Raw genomic sequence first — 15,419 nt, 5'->3', positions numbered from 1 at the left:
CATGAATGAAATTTGAGATCAACACGAATTAGTTGAGTTTGTCTCAAGTTGCCGTAGCTGTCGACAATTGACTCCATCATTTGCATGGAGATTCGACAACATGGCCCTGTCTCATTCCCTCGGCTTCCCGCGCATCGGCCGCGACCGTGAGCTGAAAAAAGCCCAGGAAGCCTTTTGGAAGGGCGAGCTGGATGAAGCCGGCCTGCTTGCTGTCGGCCGGCAACTGCGTGCCGAGCACTGGCAATTGCAGAAGGATGCCGGCATCGCGCTGCTGCCGGTGGGTGACTTCGCCTGGTACGACCAGGTGCTGACACATTCCCTGACCTTCGGCGTGATTCCTGAGCGCTTCCGGCCAGAGAACGGCAACGCCAGCCTGAACACCCTGTTCGCCATGGCGCGAGGCGTCAGCAAGGGCTGCTGCGGCAGTGTTCATGCCCAGGAAATGACGAAGTGGTTCGACACCAACTACCACTACCTGGTACCGGAATTCGCCGCCGACCAGCAGTTCACCCTGAGCTGGGAGCAGCTGTTCGAGGAAGTGGAAGAAGCCCACGCCTTGGGCCACACGGTGAAACCGGTACTGATCGGCCCGCTGACTTACCTGTGGCTGGGCAAGGCCAAGGGTGGCGAGTTCGACAAGCTGGATCTGCTGGAGCGATTGCTGCCTGTCTACGGCGAGATTCTCCAGCGCCTGGCTGCCCAGGGTGTGGAATGGGTGCAGATCGACGAACCGATCCTGGTGCTGGACTTGCCGCAGGACTGGAAGAACGCCTTCGAGCGCGCCTATAACCTGCTGCAGAGAGATCCGTTGAAGAAACTGATCGCCACCTATTTCGGCGGCCTGGAAGACAACCTCGGCCTGGCTGCCGGCCTGCCGCTGGATGGCCTGCACATCGACCTGGTGCGCGCGCCCGAGCAGTATCCGACCATCCTCGACCGCCTGCCGGCCTACAAGGTGCTGTCCCTTGGCCTGGTCAACGGCCGCAACGTCTGGCGCTGCGACCTGGACAAGGCGCTGGACGTGCTGCGCCATGCCCACGAACGCTTGGGTGACCGCCTTTGGGTGGCGCCGTCCTGTTCGCTGTTGCACAGCCCGGTCGACCTGGTTCGCGAAGACGAGCTGGATGCCGAACTGAAGAACTGGCTGGCCTTTGCCGTGCAGAAGTGCGAGGAGGTCGCCGTACTGTCCCGCGCCCTGACCGAGCCGGAAGCGCCGCAAGTCCTGCAAGCCCTGGCCGCCAGTCGTGCCGTGCAGGCCAGCCGTGCTGCCTCGCCGCGCATCCACAAGCCGGCCGTGCAGGCTCGCGTGGCGGCTCTGAAGCCGGAAGACAGCCAACGTCCGGCGCCCTTCGCCGTACGTATCGCCAAGCAGCGTGAGCGTCTGTACCTGCCGGCGTTCCCGACCACCACCATCGGCTCCTTCCCGCAGACCTCTGCAATCCGCCTGGCGCGCAAGTCCTACAAGCAAGGCAAGCTTTCCCGGGCCGAATACACCGAGGTCATGCACAGCGAAATCCGCCACGCGGTGGACGTGCAGGAGAAGCTGGGCCTGGACGTCCTGGTGCATGGCGAGGCCGAGCGCAACGACATGGTCGAGTACTTCGCCGAACAGTTGGATGGCTATGTCTTCACCCGCTTCGGCTGGGTGCAGAGCTACGGTTCCCGCTGCGTGAAGCCGGCGGTGATCTTCGGCGACCTGAGTCGCCCGAAAGCCATGACCGTGGAGTGGATCAAGTACGCCCAGGGTCTGACCGCCAAATGGATGAAAGGCATGCTGACCGGCCCGGTGACCATGCTGATGTGGTCCTTCCCGCGCGAGGACGTGCCCCGTGAGGTGCAGGCCAGGCAACTGGCGCTGGCCATCCGCGACGAAGTGGTAGACCTGGAAGAGGCCGGCATCCGCATCGTGCAGATCGACGAAGCGGCTTTCCGCGAAGGCTTGCCGCTGCGCAAGGCCGATTGGCAGGCGTACCTGGACTGGGCCACCGAAGCTTTCCGCCTGACCGCCAGTGGCGTGCAAGACGAAACCCAGATCCACACCCATATGTGCTACAGCGAGTTCAACGATGTGATCGAGTCCATCGCCGCGATGGATGCGGATGTCATCACCATCGAGACCTCGCGCTCGGACATGGAGTTGCTGGATGCCTTCGAGTCCTTCGCTTATCCAAACGAGATCGGGCCGGGCGTCTATGACATCCACTCGCCGCGGGTGCCGGACAGTGCCGAGATGGCCAAGCTGCTGCGCAAGGCCGCCGAGCGCATTCCTGCCGAACGTCTCTGGGTCAACCCTGACTGCGGCCTGAAGACCCGTGGCTGGCCGGAAACCGAGGCGGCGCTGGTGAACATGGTCGCGGCAGCGCGTCAGTTGCGGGCGGAGTTCAACTGCCGCTGAGGGGGGAGGGGCTTGCTGTCCCTCTTCGCCGTGGGGAACGGGGGTTCAGACGTGCAGCGCGCTGCTGGCCAGGTCATCGAGAAATGCCCGCAGTATGGGCGGTGGCGCCACGCCACGACGGGTGATGGCGTCAAAGCCGGCCGACGGCGCCAGGCGTTCGGGAAGCAGCGGACGCATGTCGCCACTTTCTACCCAGCGGGCGGCGAAATGCCGGGGCAGTAAGCCCAGGTAGGCGCCGGAGATGATCAGGATCGCCAGCGCCTCGATATTGTCCACCGTTGCGGCGGCGCGGTTCGCACCCACCAGTTCCAGATCGCTTTGCTGCATGAATCCGCGTGCCACCAGCTTCGAGGCAGCGATCTGCCGCTGCAGTTCGTCGTCATCCGCTTCGCAGCCGTACAGCGGGTGGTGGCGGCCGCAGTAAAGGCCCAGCGCTTCCTGGTACAGCGGCGAGTAGTTCAGGCCCGGAACACGGAACGGGAAGTGGCCGATGGCGAGGTGCAGGCGACCGTCCAGGACCCGTTCTTCCAGCTCCGATGGGGTGCCCACGTAAACGCTGAGATGGACATCGTGCCCACGCGCGACAAAGCGCTGGGTCGTGCTTGGGAGGGGGGAGTCCGGGTCGGTGATGGTGGTGTCGATGATGCCGAGGTTGAGGGTGCCGCTGATGTGCCGTTTCAAAACGTCGGCATCCATGCAGAAGGCCTCTACCGCCGATAGCAGGCGCTGAGTCGCTTCGTGGATGGCCACGCCCTGCTCGGTGAGACGAAAGCCGCTGCGCCCGCGCTGGCAGAGCTTCACCCCGAGGCGTGCTTCCAGCTGGGTCATTTGTTCGCTGATGGTGGACTGGCCGACGTTGAGAGCGGCCTGGGCAGCAGAGAAGCCGCCGCATTTGACGATGGTCTCGAAAACTCGCAGCAGTTTCAGATCGACGTCATAGAGCTGGATCATCGCTGACTCCCGTCTTCACATGTTTCGGTAAATGCCGATTCATGTATCTGATATTTTGCATTTTACCAATGTTAGGCCGGGGCCATAGTCAGCTCAACGGCGATCCCTGGCAAGACCTGTTCGCCGTCATTCCCTCCACGCGACCTGCGCATGAAGACGAGAGCGACGATGGACACCAGAACAAAAAACTACCTGCAGCAATTCGGCGTTTCCGAAGCGACCCAGCACTTCCTCTCCAGACCCAGGCAGCTGTTCATCGGCGGTGCCTGGCAGGACGCCTCAGACGGTGCCAGCGCCGACGTGATCGAACCGTCCTGCGAAGGTGTGCTCGGGCGCATTCCCATGGGCACGGCTGATGATCTGGATCGTGCCGTGCAAGCCGCCCGCGCGCAATTCGATGGCGGGCCCTGGCGCCAACTCAAGCCCCTGGAGCGGGAGCGTCTGCTGCATCGTCTGGCCGACCTGATCGAAGCGAACGCCGATGAACTGGCCGAGATCGAATCCATCGACATGGGCAAGTCCGTGACCCAGGCCCGCGCGGTGGATATCCAGGGCACCATCGACACCTTCCGCTATTTCGCCGGCTGGGCCAGCAAGATTCATGGCCGTACCGTAGAGCCCTCGCTGCCCGGCAATTACCTGGCCTACACCCGCAAGGAGCCGGTGGGCGTAGTGGGCGTGATCGTGCCCTGGAACTTCCCGCTGCAAACCATGGCCTGGAAGCTTGGGGCTGCGCTGGCGGTAGGTTGCACCGTGGTCGTGAAGCCTGCGGAGCTGACCTCCCTCTCGGCCTTGCGCTTTGCCGAGTTGGTGCAGGAGGCGGGCATTCCCGACGGCGTGGTGAACATCGTTACCGGGCGCGGCAGCGTGGTGGGAGCGGCCATGACCAGCCACCCGGGCATCGACAAGCTCAGCTTTACCGGCTCGACCCCGGTGGGATGCTCGGTGGGCAAGGCCGCCATGGACCAGATGAAGCGTCTGACCCTGGAGCTGGGCGGCAAGTCGCCGGTGATCGTCCTGGCCGACGCCGACCTGAAGGCGGCGGCCCAGGCGGTGGCCAACGGGGTGTTCTTCAACTCCGGGCAAGTCTGCGACGCCGGTACCCGCGCCTATGTCCACCGCAGCGTCTACGCCGAGTTCCTGCGCGAGCTGGCCGATTACACCGCAACCCTGAAGATTGCGCCCGGGTTGGACCCCGATTGCTTCATCAGCCCGATGGTGTCCCGCGAGCAACAGCAACGCGTGCTGGCATACATCGAGGCCGGCAAGGCGGAGGGCGCGGAGCTGTTCTACGGCGGCGAGCCCGTGGAAGGCCCTGGCTTCTTCGTGCAACCGACCATCTTCGCCAACTGCCGCAACGACATGCGCATCGTCCAGGAAGAGATCTTTGGCCCGGTGCTGGTGACCGCCCCCTTCGACGATGAGGAGGAGGTGCTGGCCCTGGCCAACGATTCGCCTTTCGGGTTGGCCGCCGCGCTCTACTCCAACGACCTCGGCCGCGTTCACAGCCTGATTCCGCGCCTGCGTGCCGGTTCGGTTTACGTCAACGCCCACAGCACCATCGACCCGTCCATGCCCTTCGGCGGCTACAAGCAGTCGGGCTATGGCAAGGACCTCGGGTCGGAACAACTGGAATACCTGCTGGAAACCAAAGCCGTGTGGATCACACTGCCCTGAGGAGCGGGGCGGAACCCGCCACCGGGGCTTCGGCGCCGGTGGCCACTGGCCGGGATGCATCGAATTTCAATAACAAGAACCCCTTGAGGTGATGCCCAGATGAACAGCCAACCCGATATCGAGCGTGCGCAGGAGCTTGAAAGACGCATACGCGTGTATGAGCAGTTGGAAGAGAGCAAGGAGTGGCCGGGGGCGTTGACCGCCGTCGACTACATCGCAACCACCCTGATGACGCTGGTCCTGGTCGTCGGCTTCTACCTCTGGGGGTATTGAGCCATGGCCAATCACGAACCCGTCAATCACAGCCTCGAAGCGGAGCGGGGAGACACGCCGCTGCTGCCCGCCGAACGCATGTGGGGTTTCTGGGAATTCACCTACGCCAACTCCGCCCTGGCCATCGCTACCTGGGCCTTCCTCATCGGTGGCGCCACGGCGCTGTTCGTCGGACCTATGCAGGGCATTGCCGCCATCGTCATCGGCAACATTCTCGGCGTGCTGCTGACCACCTTCGCCACCTGCGTGCCGTGCGGCAAGTACGGCACCGAACAGTTCACCTTCCTGCGCAGCATGTTTGGCGGCAACGGCAGCCGACTGGTGTATGTGCTGGCGGTGGTGTTCCTCACCATGGGCTGGCTGGCGGTGCTGGGGCTGATGTTCGGCCGCTCCATCGACGGCCTTGCCGGACTGGTGTCCGAGCACAAGACCGATGCCGACGGCTGGCTGGTTCTGGCCTCCGGTTTCTTCGCCATCCTCCTGACTGGATTCGTGGTTGCCAAGGGGCCCACTTCGATCAAGGTGTTCAACACCATCGTGGCGCCGGCGCTGGTGCTGATCATGGGCGTGATGTTCTACATGATCCTCAGCGAACACGCCTTCTCCGAGCTGATGGCCATGCCCGCGCTGGACGCCCCCTTCGACGACAAGCGGGTGAACTTCATGATCGCCGTCGAGGTGAACATGGCCGCGGGTTTCTCCTGGTGGCCCTATGTGGGCAACCTGGCGCGCCTCTCGAAGAACCAGCGAACGTCCTACTGGCCGAACATCATCGGCATCTTCGCCGCCGCCGCGCTGGGTGAAGTGGTGGGCCTGCTCGCCGCCGCCGCGCTGGGTGACAGTGACCCCACGGTGTGGATGACCCGCATCGGCGGCCTGACCTTCGGCGTCATCGCTCTGGGTTTCGTGGCCTTCGCCAACGTCACCAGCATGGTGAACATCCTCTATACATCCATTGTCGGCCTGCGCCAGTTGGCGGGACAGACGTTGCGGGAGATGAGCTGGGAGTGGCTGGTGGTGCTGTTCTGCGTGGCGCCGGGGCTGATCGTGCTGTTCGCACCGGGTATCTACGATGGCTTCTTCATCTTCCTGGTGTGGACTTCGGCCTTGAACAGCGCCCTGGCAGGCATCGGCATAGCCGATTACTTCTTCCTCCGCCGGCAGCGGCTGAACCTGCGCCACCTCTATGCCGACGAAGCGGTGTCGCCATTCCGATTCTGGCGGGGTTTCAACCCGGCCGCCCTGGTTGCGCTGGTAGCGGGCTTCGCCATCTACGTGGTGGTGTTCAACCCGCAGACCCTGGCCAACACCACCTTCTTCACGTTCGCCACCGCCTCTGTGCCGTCCTGCTTGCTGGCCGGAGTGGTCCACTACGCACTGACCCGCGTGCTGGCTGCCCGTATGGGCTGGGGCGCCTACCCAACGGGCAGCGACTGCAAGACTGAGGCCCTGGGCCTCACCGCAAAGGGTTACAGCAATGAATAAACGATACGACTACATCATCATCGGCGCGGGCTCTGCAGGTTGTGTCCTGGCCAACCGCCTGACCGAGGATGCCGGCACGTCCGTGCTGGTCCTGGAGTTCGGCGGCAGTGACCGCAGCGTGCTGATCCAGATGCCCAGCGCCTTCTCCATTCCGATGAACACGAAGAAGTACAACTGGCGCTACGAGACGGTAGCCGAGCCGCATCTCGACGGCCGTCGTCTGCACTGTCCGCGGGGCAAGGTGCTCGGTGGCTCGTCCTCCATCAACGGCCTGGTCTACATCCGCGGCCATGCCTACGACTTCGACGAATGGGAAAGCCTGGGGGCGAAGAACTGGGGCTACCGGAACTGCCTGCCGTACTTCAAGCGTGCCGAGACGTACAAGTTCGGCGGCGACGAGTACCGCGGCGCCAGCGGCCCACTGGCCACCAACAATGGCAACAACATGCAGAACCCGCTGTATGGCGCCTGGGTGGAAGCGGGTGCCCAGGCCGGCTACATAAAGACCGACGACTGCAATGGCTACATGCAGGAAGGTTTCGGCGCCATGCACATGACGGTGAAGGATGGCGTGCGCTGGTCCACCGCCAACGCTTACCTGCGCCCGGCCATGGAGCGGCCCAACCTGACGGTGATCACCCACGCCATGACCCGGCGCATCCTCCTCGAGGGTAAGCGCACGGTGGGCGTGGAGTACGACCAGGGTGGCCAGACCCACACCGTTCACTGCAATCGCGAGGTGCTGGTGTCCTCGGGCCCCATCGGCTCGCCGCACCTGTTGCAGCGTTCCGGCATTGGTCCGACGGAGGTGCTGAAGCAGGCTGGCATCGAAGTCCGTCACCATTTGCCGGGTGTGGGGGAAAGCCTCCAGGACCACTCGGAAATCTATATCCAGTACGCCTGCAAGGAGCCGATCACCCTCAACGGCAAGATGGGCCTGCTGGGCAAGGCTCTGATCGGCCTGCGCTGGTTGTTGTTCAAGGACGGCCTGGGTGCCAGCAACCACTTCGAGGCGGGTGGCTTCATCCGCTCCGAGCAGGGGCTGCGTTGGCCGGACATCCAGTTCCACTTCCTGCCGGCGGCGATGCGCTACGACGGTGACAAGCCGTTCCGTGGGCACGGGTTCATGGTGCTGACCGGCCCCAACAAGCCGAAAAGCCGGGGGCATGTCCGCGCCTTGTCGGCCGACCCCTACGAACATCCGGAAATTCGTTTCAACTACCTGGAGAGCGAGGAGGACCGTGAGGGCTTCCGTCGCTGCGTGCGCCTGACCCGTGAAATCATCGGCCAGCCGGCCATGGACCGATACCGTGGTGAAGAGTTGGCACCCGGTCCGGCGGTGCAGACGGACGAGGAAATCGACGCATTCGTGCGTGCCAACATGGAAAGCACCATGCACCCCTGCGGCTCCTGCCGCATGGGCGAGGACGATATGGCAGTGGTGGATTCCGAACTGCGGGTGCGCGGCATCCAGGGGCTGCGGGTGATCGATTCGTCGGTTTTCCCCACGGAGCCCAACGGTAACCTCAATGCGCCGACCATCATGCTCGCCGAGCGTGCCTCGGACCTGGTGCGCGGGCGTCGGCCACTGGCACCCGAGGACATGCCGGTGGGGCTTGCCGACAACTGGGAAACCGCCCAACGCACCAGCGCCCCTCTGCGCCAGGTCGGCGCTTGAGTCCAGGCCCGAGGCGGCGGCCGGATCGGCCGCCGCCTCGGGCCTGGCAATGACCGTTCAGCGCTCGTCATGAAATTGTCACGGTTCTGTGGCAGAGCGAGCGCAAGGAATTCATCAGAATCGCGCTCAACTGGGGTTTTGCGTTCTGGATTTCCATCATGCGTGTGCTGATCCTGCTCGCCGCGCTCATTTGCGGCCTGCCTTCCTTTACCGTTGCCGATACCCGCTGCGATGTGACCGCGCCGACGGAGACTGTCGACCTGGGCGAGCTGCGCCTGGCGTACCAGAGCGTGGGCCGTGAGCGGGACCCGGCACTGCTGCTGATCATGGGGCTGGGCGGGCAACTGATCCATTGGCCGGACGAGGTGGTGCAGCGCCTTTGCAAGAGCGGCTTCCGGGTGATTCGCTTCGACAATCGCGATGTCGGCTTGTCCGCCTGGACGGGTACCGCACCCACGGCGAACCTGGCCTATGAAGTGGTGCGCTACCGTCTCGGCCTGCCGGTCTCGGCACCTTACGGCTTGCGCGACATGGCCGGCGATTCGCTGCGCCTGCTGGATGCGCTGCGTATCCGGCAGGCCCACGTGCTTGGCGCCAGCATGGGCGGGATGATCGCCCAGCACCTGGCTGACCTGGCGCCGGAACGGGTACTCAGCCTGACCCTGGTGATGACCAGCTCAGGGGCCCAGGGTCTGCCGGCTCCCAGTTCGGCCCTGCTGGAGCTGCTGGCGCGGCGCGAGGCGCCAAGTCGTGAGGTGGCCCTCCAGCAACAGGCCGACCTGCTGGCGGCGTTGGGTAGCCCCGAGATCAGTGATGATCGCGAGCAGTTGCTGGAGCAGGCCGCCCGTGCCTACGACCGCTCCTTCAACCCTGAAGGTGTGCAGCGGCAGATCCTGGCGATTCTCGCCGAGCCGAGCCGCGTCGACATGCTCAATCGCCTGCAGGTGCCGACCCTGGTGGTGCACGGCACTGCCGATCCGCTGCTGCCCGTGATGCACGGTGTGCATGTGGCAGCGCACATCAAGGGTTCGGAGCTGAAGTTGATTCCCGGCCTGGCCCATCGCTTCCAGGACGCCTTCAAGGAACCGCTGCTGTCGGCGGTGCTACCGCACCTGCTGGCCCATCGTCGGGCCGAGGGGCATGTGGCGCAGCTCTGAGTCGCCTTGCAGTTGGGAGGGTCGGGATTGCCCGCAGATGGTTGGCTTACGCCGCATCTGCTCGTGGCCGGCGCGGGTGTTCCTGTTTGAGGTATTGGGACAGGCGAGCCTGCTGGCCAGCGCTCATGAACAGGCCCAGCTTGGTGCGACGCCAGAGGATGTCTTCGGCGTTGACGGCCCATTCTTGCTGGCAGAGATAATCCACTTCCCGCGTGTAGAGGCCGGCCCCCAGGTGTTCGCCGAGGTCGGCCAGCTCTCGCATGTCGCGCAGCAGGTGCCAGCAGCGGCTGCCGTAGAGGTTGACCCAACGCCGGGCGATGTCGGTGGGCAACCAGCCGAAGCTGGAGCATAGGGCTTCGACCAGGGCGCTGCGGCATTCCATCTTTTCGCCACCGGGCAGCGGCGCGGTGGCCGTCCAGGCGCCCTTGGCGATCGGGAACCAGGGGGTCAGTTGCTCCAGGGCCGCTTCGGCGAGCTTGCGGTAGGTGGTGAGCTTGCCACCGAACACCGAGAGCAGTGGTGCGTCGCCAGGGTGGGCGGAAAGCGCCAGGGTGTAGTCGCGGGTCACTGCCGACGGATCGGCCGACTCGTCGTCGCACAGCGGGCGCACGCCCGCATAGGTGTGGAGAACGTCTTGCTCGCTCAACTGGCGCTTGAAGTGGCGGTTGACCACATCCAGCAGGTAGTGGGTTTCCTCGGGCGTGATCGCCACTGAGGCCGGGTCGCCGTGGTACTCGCGGTCGGTGGTGCCGATCAGGGTAAAGCGTTCCAGATAGGGAATGGCGAAGACGATGCGGCGGTCTTCGTTCTGCAGGATATAGGCCTGCTCGCCGTCATGCAGGCGCGGCACGATGATGTGGCTGCCCTGGATCAGGCGGATGTCGTAGGGCGTCGATTGCTTGAGGTGCTGTTCGATGAAGCGAGCCACCCAGGGGCCGGCGGCGTTCACCAGGGCGCGAGCGCGGATCGACAGCAGGCTGCCGTCGGCGCGTTCCAGGTGGATATGCCAGAGGCCCTTGCTGCGCCGGGCGCTGACGCAGCGGGTTCGAGTATGAACATGGGCACCGCGCTCGCGGGCCGCCATGGCATTGAGCACCACCAGTCGGGCGTCGTCGACCCAGCAATCGGAGTACTCGAACCCATGGGTGATTTCCGCCTTCAACGGGCTGCCGGCACCGAAGCGCAGGCCGCGGGAGGCGGGCAGGCGCTTGCGCTTGCCGAGGTGGTCATAGAGGAACAGGCCCGCGCGTATCATCCAGGCCGGCCGCAGGTGGGGCCGGTGGGGCAGGATGAAACGCAGAGGCTTGACGATGTGCGGCGCCTTGGCGAGCAGAACTTCGCGCTCGGCCAGGGCTTCGCGCACCAGGCGGAATTCATGATGCTCCAGGTAGCGAAGGCCACCGTGGATCAGTTTGCTGCTGGCCGAAGAGGTGTGTTGGGCGAGGTCGTCCTTCTCGCAGAGAAATACCGACAGACCCCGGCCAGCTGCGTCGGCGGCGATGCCGACGCCATTGATGCCGCCGCCGACGACCGCGAGGTCATAGACTTCGGCGATAGGGGAGTGGTTGTGGTTCATGGGCAGGCACCAAGGTCGAAATCGAACTTTCAATGTTCAGTTTCGAAAATAGCCTAGTCGAGCGTGCGAAAAATGACTAGCCCGATGTGCGGTTTCGCGCCGGGTGGTCATGGAAAATTCATACAGTTGGCAGGGGTTCAGACCCGCTCGAGATGCACCTTGTGCTCGGCCAGCAGGCGGGCCAGGGCAGGGGAGGGCTGGTGGTCGGTGAACAGCCGGTCCACCAGGGTGATGGAGCCCAGGCGTACCACGGCGTTGCGGCCGAACTTGCTGGAGTCGGCGGCGAGGAACACGTGTCGGGCATTCTCGATGATGGCCTGGGAGACGCGTACTTCCTGGTAGTCGAAGTCGAGAAGGCTGCCGTCTTCGTCGATGCCGCTGATACCCACCAGGGCGTAGTCCACCTTGAACTGCTGGATGAAATCCACCGCTGCCTGGCCAACGATACCGCCGTCGCTGCGCACCGTTCCGCCCGCCACCAGGACTTCGAAGTCCGGCTTGTCAGCCAGTTGCGCGGCCACGTGCAGGTTGTTGGTGATCACCTTCAGGCCCTTGTGGCCCATGAGGGCGCGGGCAATCGCTTCGGTGGTGGTGCCGATGTTGATGAACAGCGAAGCATGGTCGGGGATGTACTCGGCGACCGCGTCGGCGATGCGCTGCTTTTCGTCGCGGTTCTGCCCGGCGCGCATGGCGTAGGCCGTGTTCTGGGTGCTTGAGGCTTCGCTGGCCGCGCCGCCGTGGGTGCGTCGCAGCAAACCGTGCTCGGCGAGTTGGTTGATATCGCGGCGGATGGTCTGCGGGGTGACGGAGAAGGCCTGGGCCAATTCATCAATGCTGACGTAGCCGCGCTCACGAGTGAGGTCGAGAATGTCTTGTTGCCGGGGGCCCAGGTTCATGCTGGCTCCTTGTTTTGCGCGGCATTATAGCGGTGGGCTGTCGAATGACGGTTTTTCCCGTTAAGGTACGCCGAATCTGTCGCCGGATTTTCACAATCGAACATGACCCCTGCCATCGACCTGCTGAAGAAAGCCAAGGCTGAGCACAAGGTGCACAGCTACCAACATGACCCAAAGGCGCCCTCTTATGGCCTGGAGGCCGCCGAGAAGCTCAACCTGGATCCGGCGCGAGTGTTCAAGACGCTGCTCGCCGCGACCGAGAAAGGCGAGCTGCTGGTCGCCGTGGTGCCGGTGGTGGGCAGCCTCGACCTCAAGGCGCTGGCCCATGCCGCCGGCGTCAAGAAAGCGGAGATGGCCGATCCCAATCTGGCCCAGCGCACCACCGGTTACCTGGTGGGTGGCATCAGTCCGCTGGGTCAGAAGAAACGTCTGCGTACCTTCATCGACAGCACTGCTCGAAACTTCTCCACCGTGCATGTCAGCGCTGGTCGGCGCGGGCTGGAAGTCGAGCTCTCCGCCGACACCTTGGCCGCGCATACTCAAGGTCAGTTCGCCGATATCGGTCGCCCATAAAAAAGCCCGGAACAAGAACAAGGAAGCATCGCCATGGCCCACTACCTGCTCGCCATCGACCAGGGCACCACCAGCAGCCGCGCCATCGTTTTCAGCGCCCAGGGCTTGCCAGTGGCGCGCGCCCAGCAGGAGTTCAAGCAATACTTTCCCAAGGACGGCTGGGTGGAGCATGACGGCGAGGAAATCTGGCTGACTACTCTGAAGGTCTGTCGCGAAGCCATCGAGCAGAGCGGATTGAATTCGGCCGAGATTGCCGCCATCGGCATTACCAACCAGCGTGAGACCACCCTGGTGTGGGATGCAGTGACCGGGACTCCCATCCACCCGGCCATCGTCTGGCAGGACCGCCGCACCGCCGACTACTGCGCCACGCTCAAGGCCGCCGGCCATGAAGCGGACGTGGCCCGTCGAACCGGCCTGCTCATCGACCCCTATTTTTCCGCCACCAAGCTGCGCTGGGTGCTGGAAAACGTGCCAGGCGCCCGCGAACGCGCCGAGCGCGGCGAGCTGCGTTTCGGCACCGTGGACTGCTTCCTGCTCTGGCGCCTGACCGGTGGCAAGGTGCATCGCACCGATGCTACCAACGCCTCGCGGACCCTGCTGTTCAATATCCACAGCCAGCAGTGGGATGCAGAGCTGCTGCGTCTGTTCGACATCCCCGAAAGCTTGTTGCCGGAAGTCCTCGACTGCGCCGCGGAGTTTGGCGATACCGAAGTCAGCTTGCTCGGCGCCAGCATCCCGGTGCGCGGCATGGCCGGAGACCAGCAGGCGGCGTTGATCGGCCAGGCCTGCTTCCAGCCGGGCATGGTGAAGAGTACCTACGGCACCGGCTGCTTCATGATCCAGAACACCGGTGAGCAGCCAGTGGCCTCGCGCAACCGCCTGCTGACGACGGTCGGCTATCGCCTGAACGGCAAGGTGACCTACGCGGTGGAGGGCAGCATCTTCGTTGCCGGCGCTGCAGTGCAGTGGTTGCGTGATGGCATCAAGCTGATCAGCCACGCCCGTGATACCGAGGCCCTGGCCGAGCAGACCGGCGATGCCTGCGGCGTCTACCTGGTGCCAGCCTTCACCGGCCTTGGGGCGCCCTACTGGGACCCACGTGCGCGCGGCGCCATCTTCGGCTTGACCCGCGATACCGGCATCAAGGAAATCGTCACTGCCGGGTTGCAGTCCGTCTGCTACCAGACCCGCGACCTGCTGGAGGCCATGGCCCAGGACGGCGCCGCTGCGCCCAGCGCCCTGCGGGTGGACGGCGGTATGGTGGAGAACAACTGGGTGATGCAGTTCCTTGCCGACATCCTCGGGGTACCGGTGGAGCGCCCGGAAGTCACTGAGACCACAGCCCTGGGCGTGGCCTACCTCGCAGGTTTGCAGGTGGGGCTCTATCGCGATCTGGACGAAGTGGCCAGTCACTGGCATCGACAGCAACGTTTTGCACCACGCATGGCCGAAGACCACCGCGAGAAACTTTATGACGGCTGGCTGGATGCGGTGCAAAGGGTGCGCAGCGGTGCGTGAGGGCACCGCATAGACGCTGGGAGGCAGGATGGGAAAAGGGCGAGGATTGCTGAAACGCCGTTTGCAGGTACTGGGCCTGCTGGCCGCACCTTTGCTCTTCCCGTCGGCTCGTGCTGAGACCCTGGTGATCGCCGGGGATATCTGGTGTCCGATCAATTGCCAGCCCGGCCCTGGAGGCCAGCCCGCGTCATGCGGCGATGTTCGAGGCCGGGCTCAAGCGTTTGCGCGCGTCCGGGCGGATGACCGAGTTGCTGCAGCGCTATGGCCTGCCTCCGCTAGACTGAGCTGACTGTATCCGTGATAGAACCTGGCCACTGTACGGTGCGTGGGGCGTTGCTGGCTGGCAAGCTGAATCTTCCCGTCCCCACTCCAAGGAGCGTGTCATGCAGCTGGATTTCCATCAGGTCGATGCCTTCACCCAGCGCCCTTTCGGCGGCAATCCGGCCGTGGTCTATCGCCTGGATGCCTGGCTCGACGAGCAGCTCATGCAACGCATTGCCGCCGAGCACAACCTGTCGGAAACCGCCTTCCTGGTGAAGGAAGGCAATGCCTGGCACATCCGCTGGTTCACCCCCAGGGCTGAGGTGCCGCTTTGCGGTCACGCCACCCTGGCCGCCGCCCATGTGCTGTTCGAGCTCTACCAGGAACCAGGGCATCGCCTGGAGTTCATGAGCAAGTCCGGCGAGCTGCGGGTAACGCGCGAAGAGGAAGGCCGACTGGCGTTGGACTTCCCGGCCCAGGTACCGCAGGAGGTGGGCGTGACCCTGGACCTGGAGCACGCCTTGGGTGTGGCGCCGGTGGATGCCTTGGGAGCCAACTTCCTGCTGGCAGTGTTGGAATCGGAACAGGCGGTGCGCGAGTGCGCGCCGGATTTCAAAGCGTTGGCCAAGTTGCCCTGGTCCGGCGTGATCATCACCGCACCGGGTATGAAGCACGACTTCGTCTCGCGCTTCTTCGCTCCGGTGATCGGCATTGAGGAGGACCCGGTGACCGGGGCCGCCCACTGCGCACTGATTCCTTACTGGGCGAATCGCCTTGGCAAGCGCGTGCTGCGAGCCGAACAGTGCTCCACCCGCAGCGGCGATCTCTGGTGCCGCCTGGATGGCGACCGGGTGAGCATTGCCGGGCATTCAGTGCTGGTGGCCAGCGGGCGGCTGTGGGTGTAGCGGCCAATTCATTCACCAAGCAGGCCGAAGGTCTGCCTCGGGAACACTGCCAGGGGCAGCTGCGCCGCCCT

Annotated in this window: 12 protein-coding genes; 9 read left to right on the top strand and 3 right to left on the bottom strand. The window is 64.3% G+C overall.

The genetic code is table 11. The features are described 5' to 3' along the window. Positions 1–100 precede the first annotated feature (100 nt). Complete coding sequence (metE, locus tag E8F20_RS01955; RefSeq protein ID WP_280282198.1) at positions 101–2,395, top strand: 5-methyltetrahydropteroyltriglutamate--homocysteine S-methyltransferase; 2,295 nt, start codon at positions 101–103, stop codon at positions 2,393–2,395. 45 nt (positions 2,396–2,440) lie between these two features. On the opposite strand, the gene E8F20_RS01950 is transcribed toward metE, so the two are convergent. Next, entirely contained in the window at positions 2,441–3,346 is a 906-nt protein-coding gene (locus E8F20_RS01950; protein WP_280282197.1) for a LysR family transcriptional regulator, read from the bottom strand. 168 nt (positions 3,347–3,514) lie between these two features. Between E8F20_RS01950 and E8F20_RS01945 the strand changes: the two genes are divergently transcribed. From E8F20_RS01945 to E8F20_RS01925, 5 genes are all read left to right on the top strand, one after another. Then, positions 3,515–5,023 carry an aldehyde dehydrogenase family protein gene (locus E8F20_RS01945; RefSeq protein ID WP_280282196.1) on the top strand — a complete coding sequence of 503 codons (1,509 nt, stop codon included), beginning with the start codon at positions 3,515–3,517 and terminating at the stop codon, positions 5,021–5,023. A gap of 99 nt (positions 5,024–5,122) precedes the next feature. Further along, positions 5,123–5,296: a hypothetical protein gene (locus tag E8F20_RS01940; protein WP_169338764.1), complete on the top strand. Its 174-nt coding sequence runs from the start codon at positions 5,123–5,125 to the stop codon at positions 5,294–5,296. Between the two features lie 3 nt (positions 5,297–5,299). Then, positions 5,300–6,781, top strand: a complete 1,482-nt coding sequence (locus E8F20_RS01935; RefSeq protein ID WP_280282195.1) for a cytosine permease — start codon at positions 5,300–5,302, stop codon at positions 6,779–6,781. After that, positions 6,774–8,459, top strand: a complete 1,686-nt coding sequence (gene betA / locus E8F20_RS01930) for a choline dehydrogenase (protein WP_280282194.1) — start codon at positions 6,774–6,776, stop codon at positions 8,457–8,459. The genes E8F20_RS01935 and betA overlap by 8 nt, the downstream gene beginning before the upstream one ends. A 158-nt stretch (positions 8,460–8,617) precedes the next feature. Continuing rightward, entirely contained in the window at positions 8,618–9,616 is a 999-nt protein-coding gene (locus E8F20_RS01925; RefSeq protein WP_280282193.1) for an alpha/beta hydrolase, read from the top strand. A 46-nt stretch (positions 9,617–9,662) separates the two neighbouring features. Here E8F20_RS01925 and glpD read toward each other — a convergent pair whose 3' ends face one another. Further along, positions 9,663–11,192, bottom strand: a complete 1,530-nt coding sequence (glpD, locus tag E8F20_RS01920; RefSeq protein WP_280282192.1) for a glycerol-3-phosphate dehydrogenase — start codon at positions 11,190–11,192, stop codon at positions 9,663–9,665. Positions 11,193–11,329: 137 nt separating this feature from the next. After that, positions 11,330–12,088 (bottom strand): DeoR family transcriptional regulator, encoded by a 759-nt coding sequence (locus tag E8F20_RS01915; RefSeq protein WP_280282191.1) that lies wholly within the window; start codon positions 12,086–12,088, stop codon positions 11,330–11,332. Between the two features lie 102 nt (positions 12,089–12,190). On the opposite strand from E8F20_RS01915, the gene ybaK reads away from it, so the two are divergent. The 3 genes from ybaK to E8F20_RS01900 all read left to right on the top strand — a co-directional run bounded on the left by ybaK (position 12,191) and on the right by E8F20_RS01900 (position 15,348). After that, on the top strand, positions 12,191–12,661 hold the full coding sequence (ybaK, locus tag E8F20_RS01910) for a Cys-tRNA(Pro) deacylase (protein ID WP_280282190.1): 471 nt from the start codon (positions 12,191–12,193) through the stop codon (positions 12,659–12,661). Between the two features lie 33 nt (positions 12,662–12,694). Then, on the top strand, positions 12,695–14,182 hold the full coding sequence (glpK, locus tag E8F20_RS01905; RefSeq protein WP_280282189.1) for a glycerol kinase GlpK: 1,488 nt from the start codon (positions 12,695–12,697) through the stop codon (positions 14,180–14,182). Positions 14,183–14,565: 383 nt separating this feature from the next. Beyond that, positions 14,566–15,348 carry a PhzF family phenazine biosynthesis protein gene (locus E8F20_RS01900; RefSeq protein WP_280282188.1) on the top strand — a complete coding sequence of 261 codons (783 nt, stop codon included), beginning with the start codon at positions 14,566–14,568 and terminating at the stop codon, positions 15,346–15,348. Positions 15,349–15,419 lie beyond the last annotated feature (71 nt).

This window comes from Pseudomonas sp. BN415 (assembly GCF_029871195.1).
Classification (GTDB): domain Bacteria; phylum Pseudomonadota; class Gammaproteobacteria; order Pseudomonadales; family Pseudomonadaceae; genus Metapseudomonas; species Metapseudomonas resinovorans.
The sequence above is the reverse complement of the archived record's forward strand: the minus strand, read 5'-3'. Positions and strand labels throughout refer to the sequence as shown.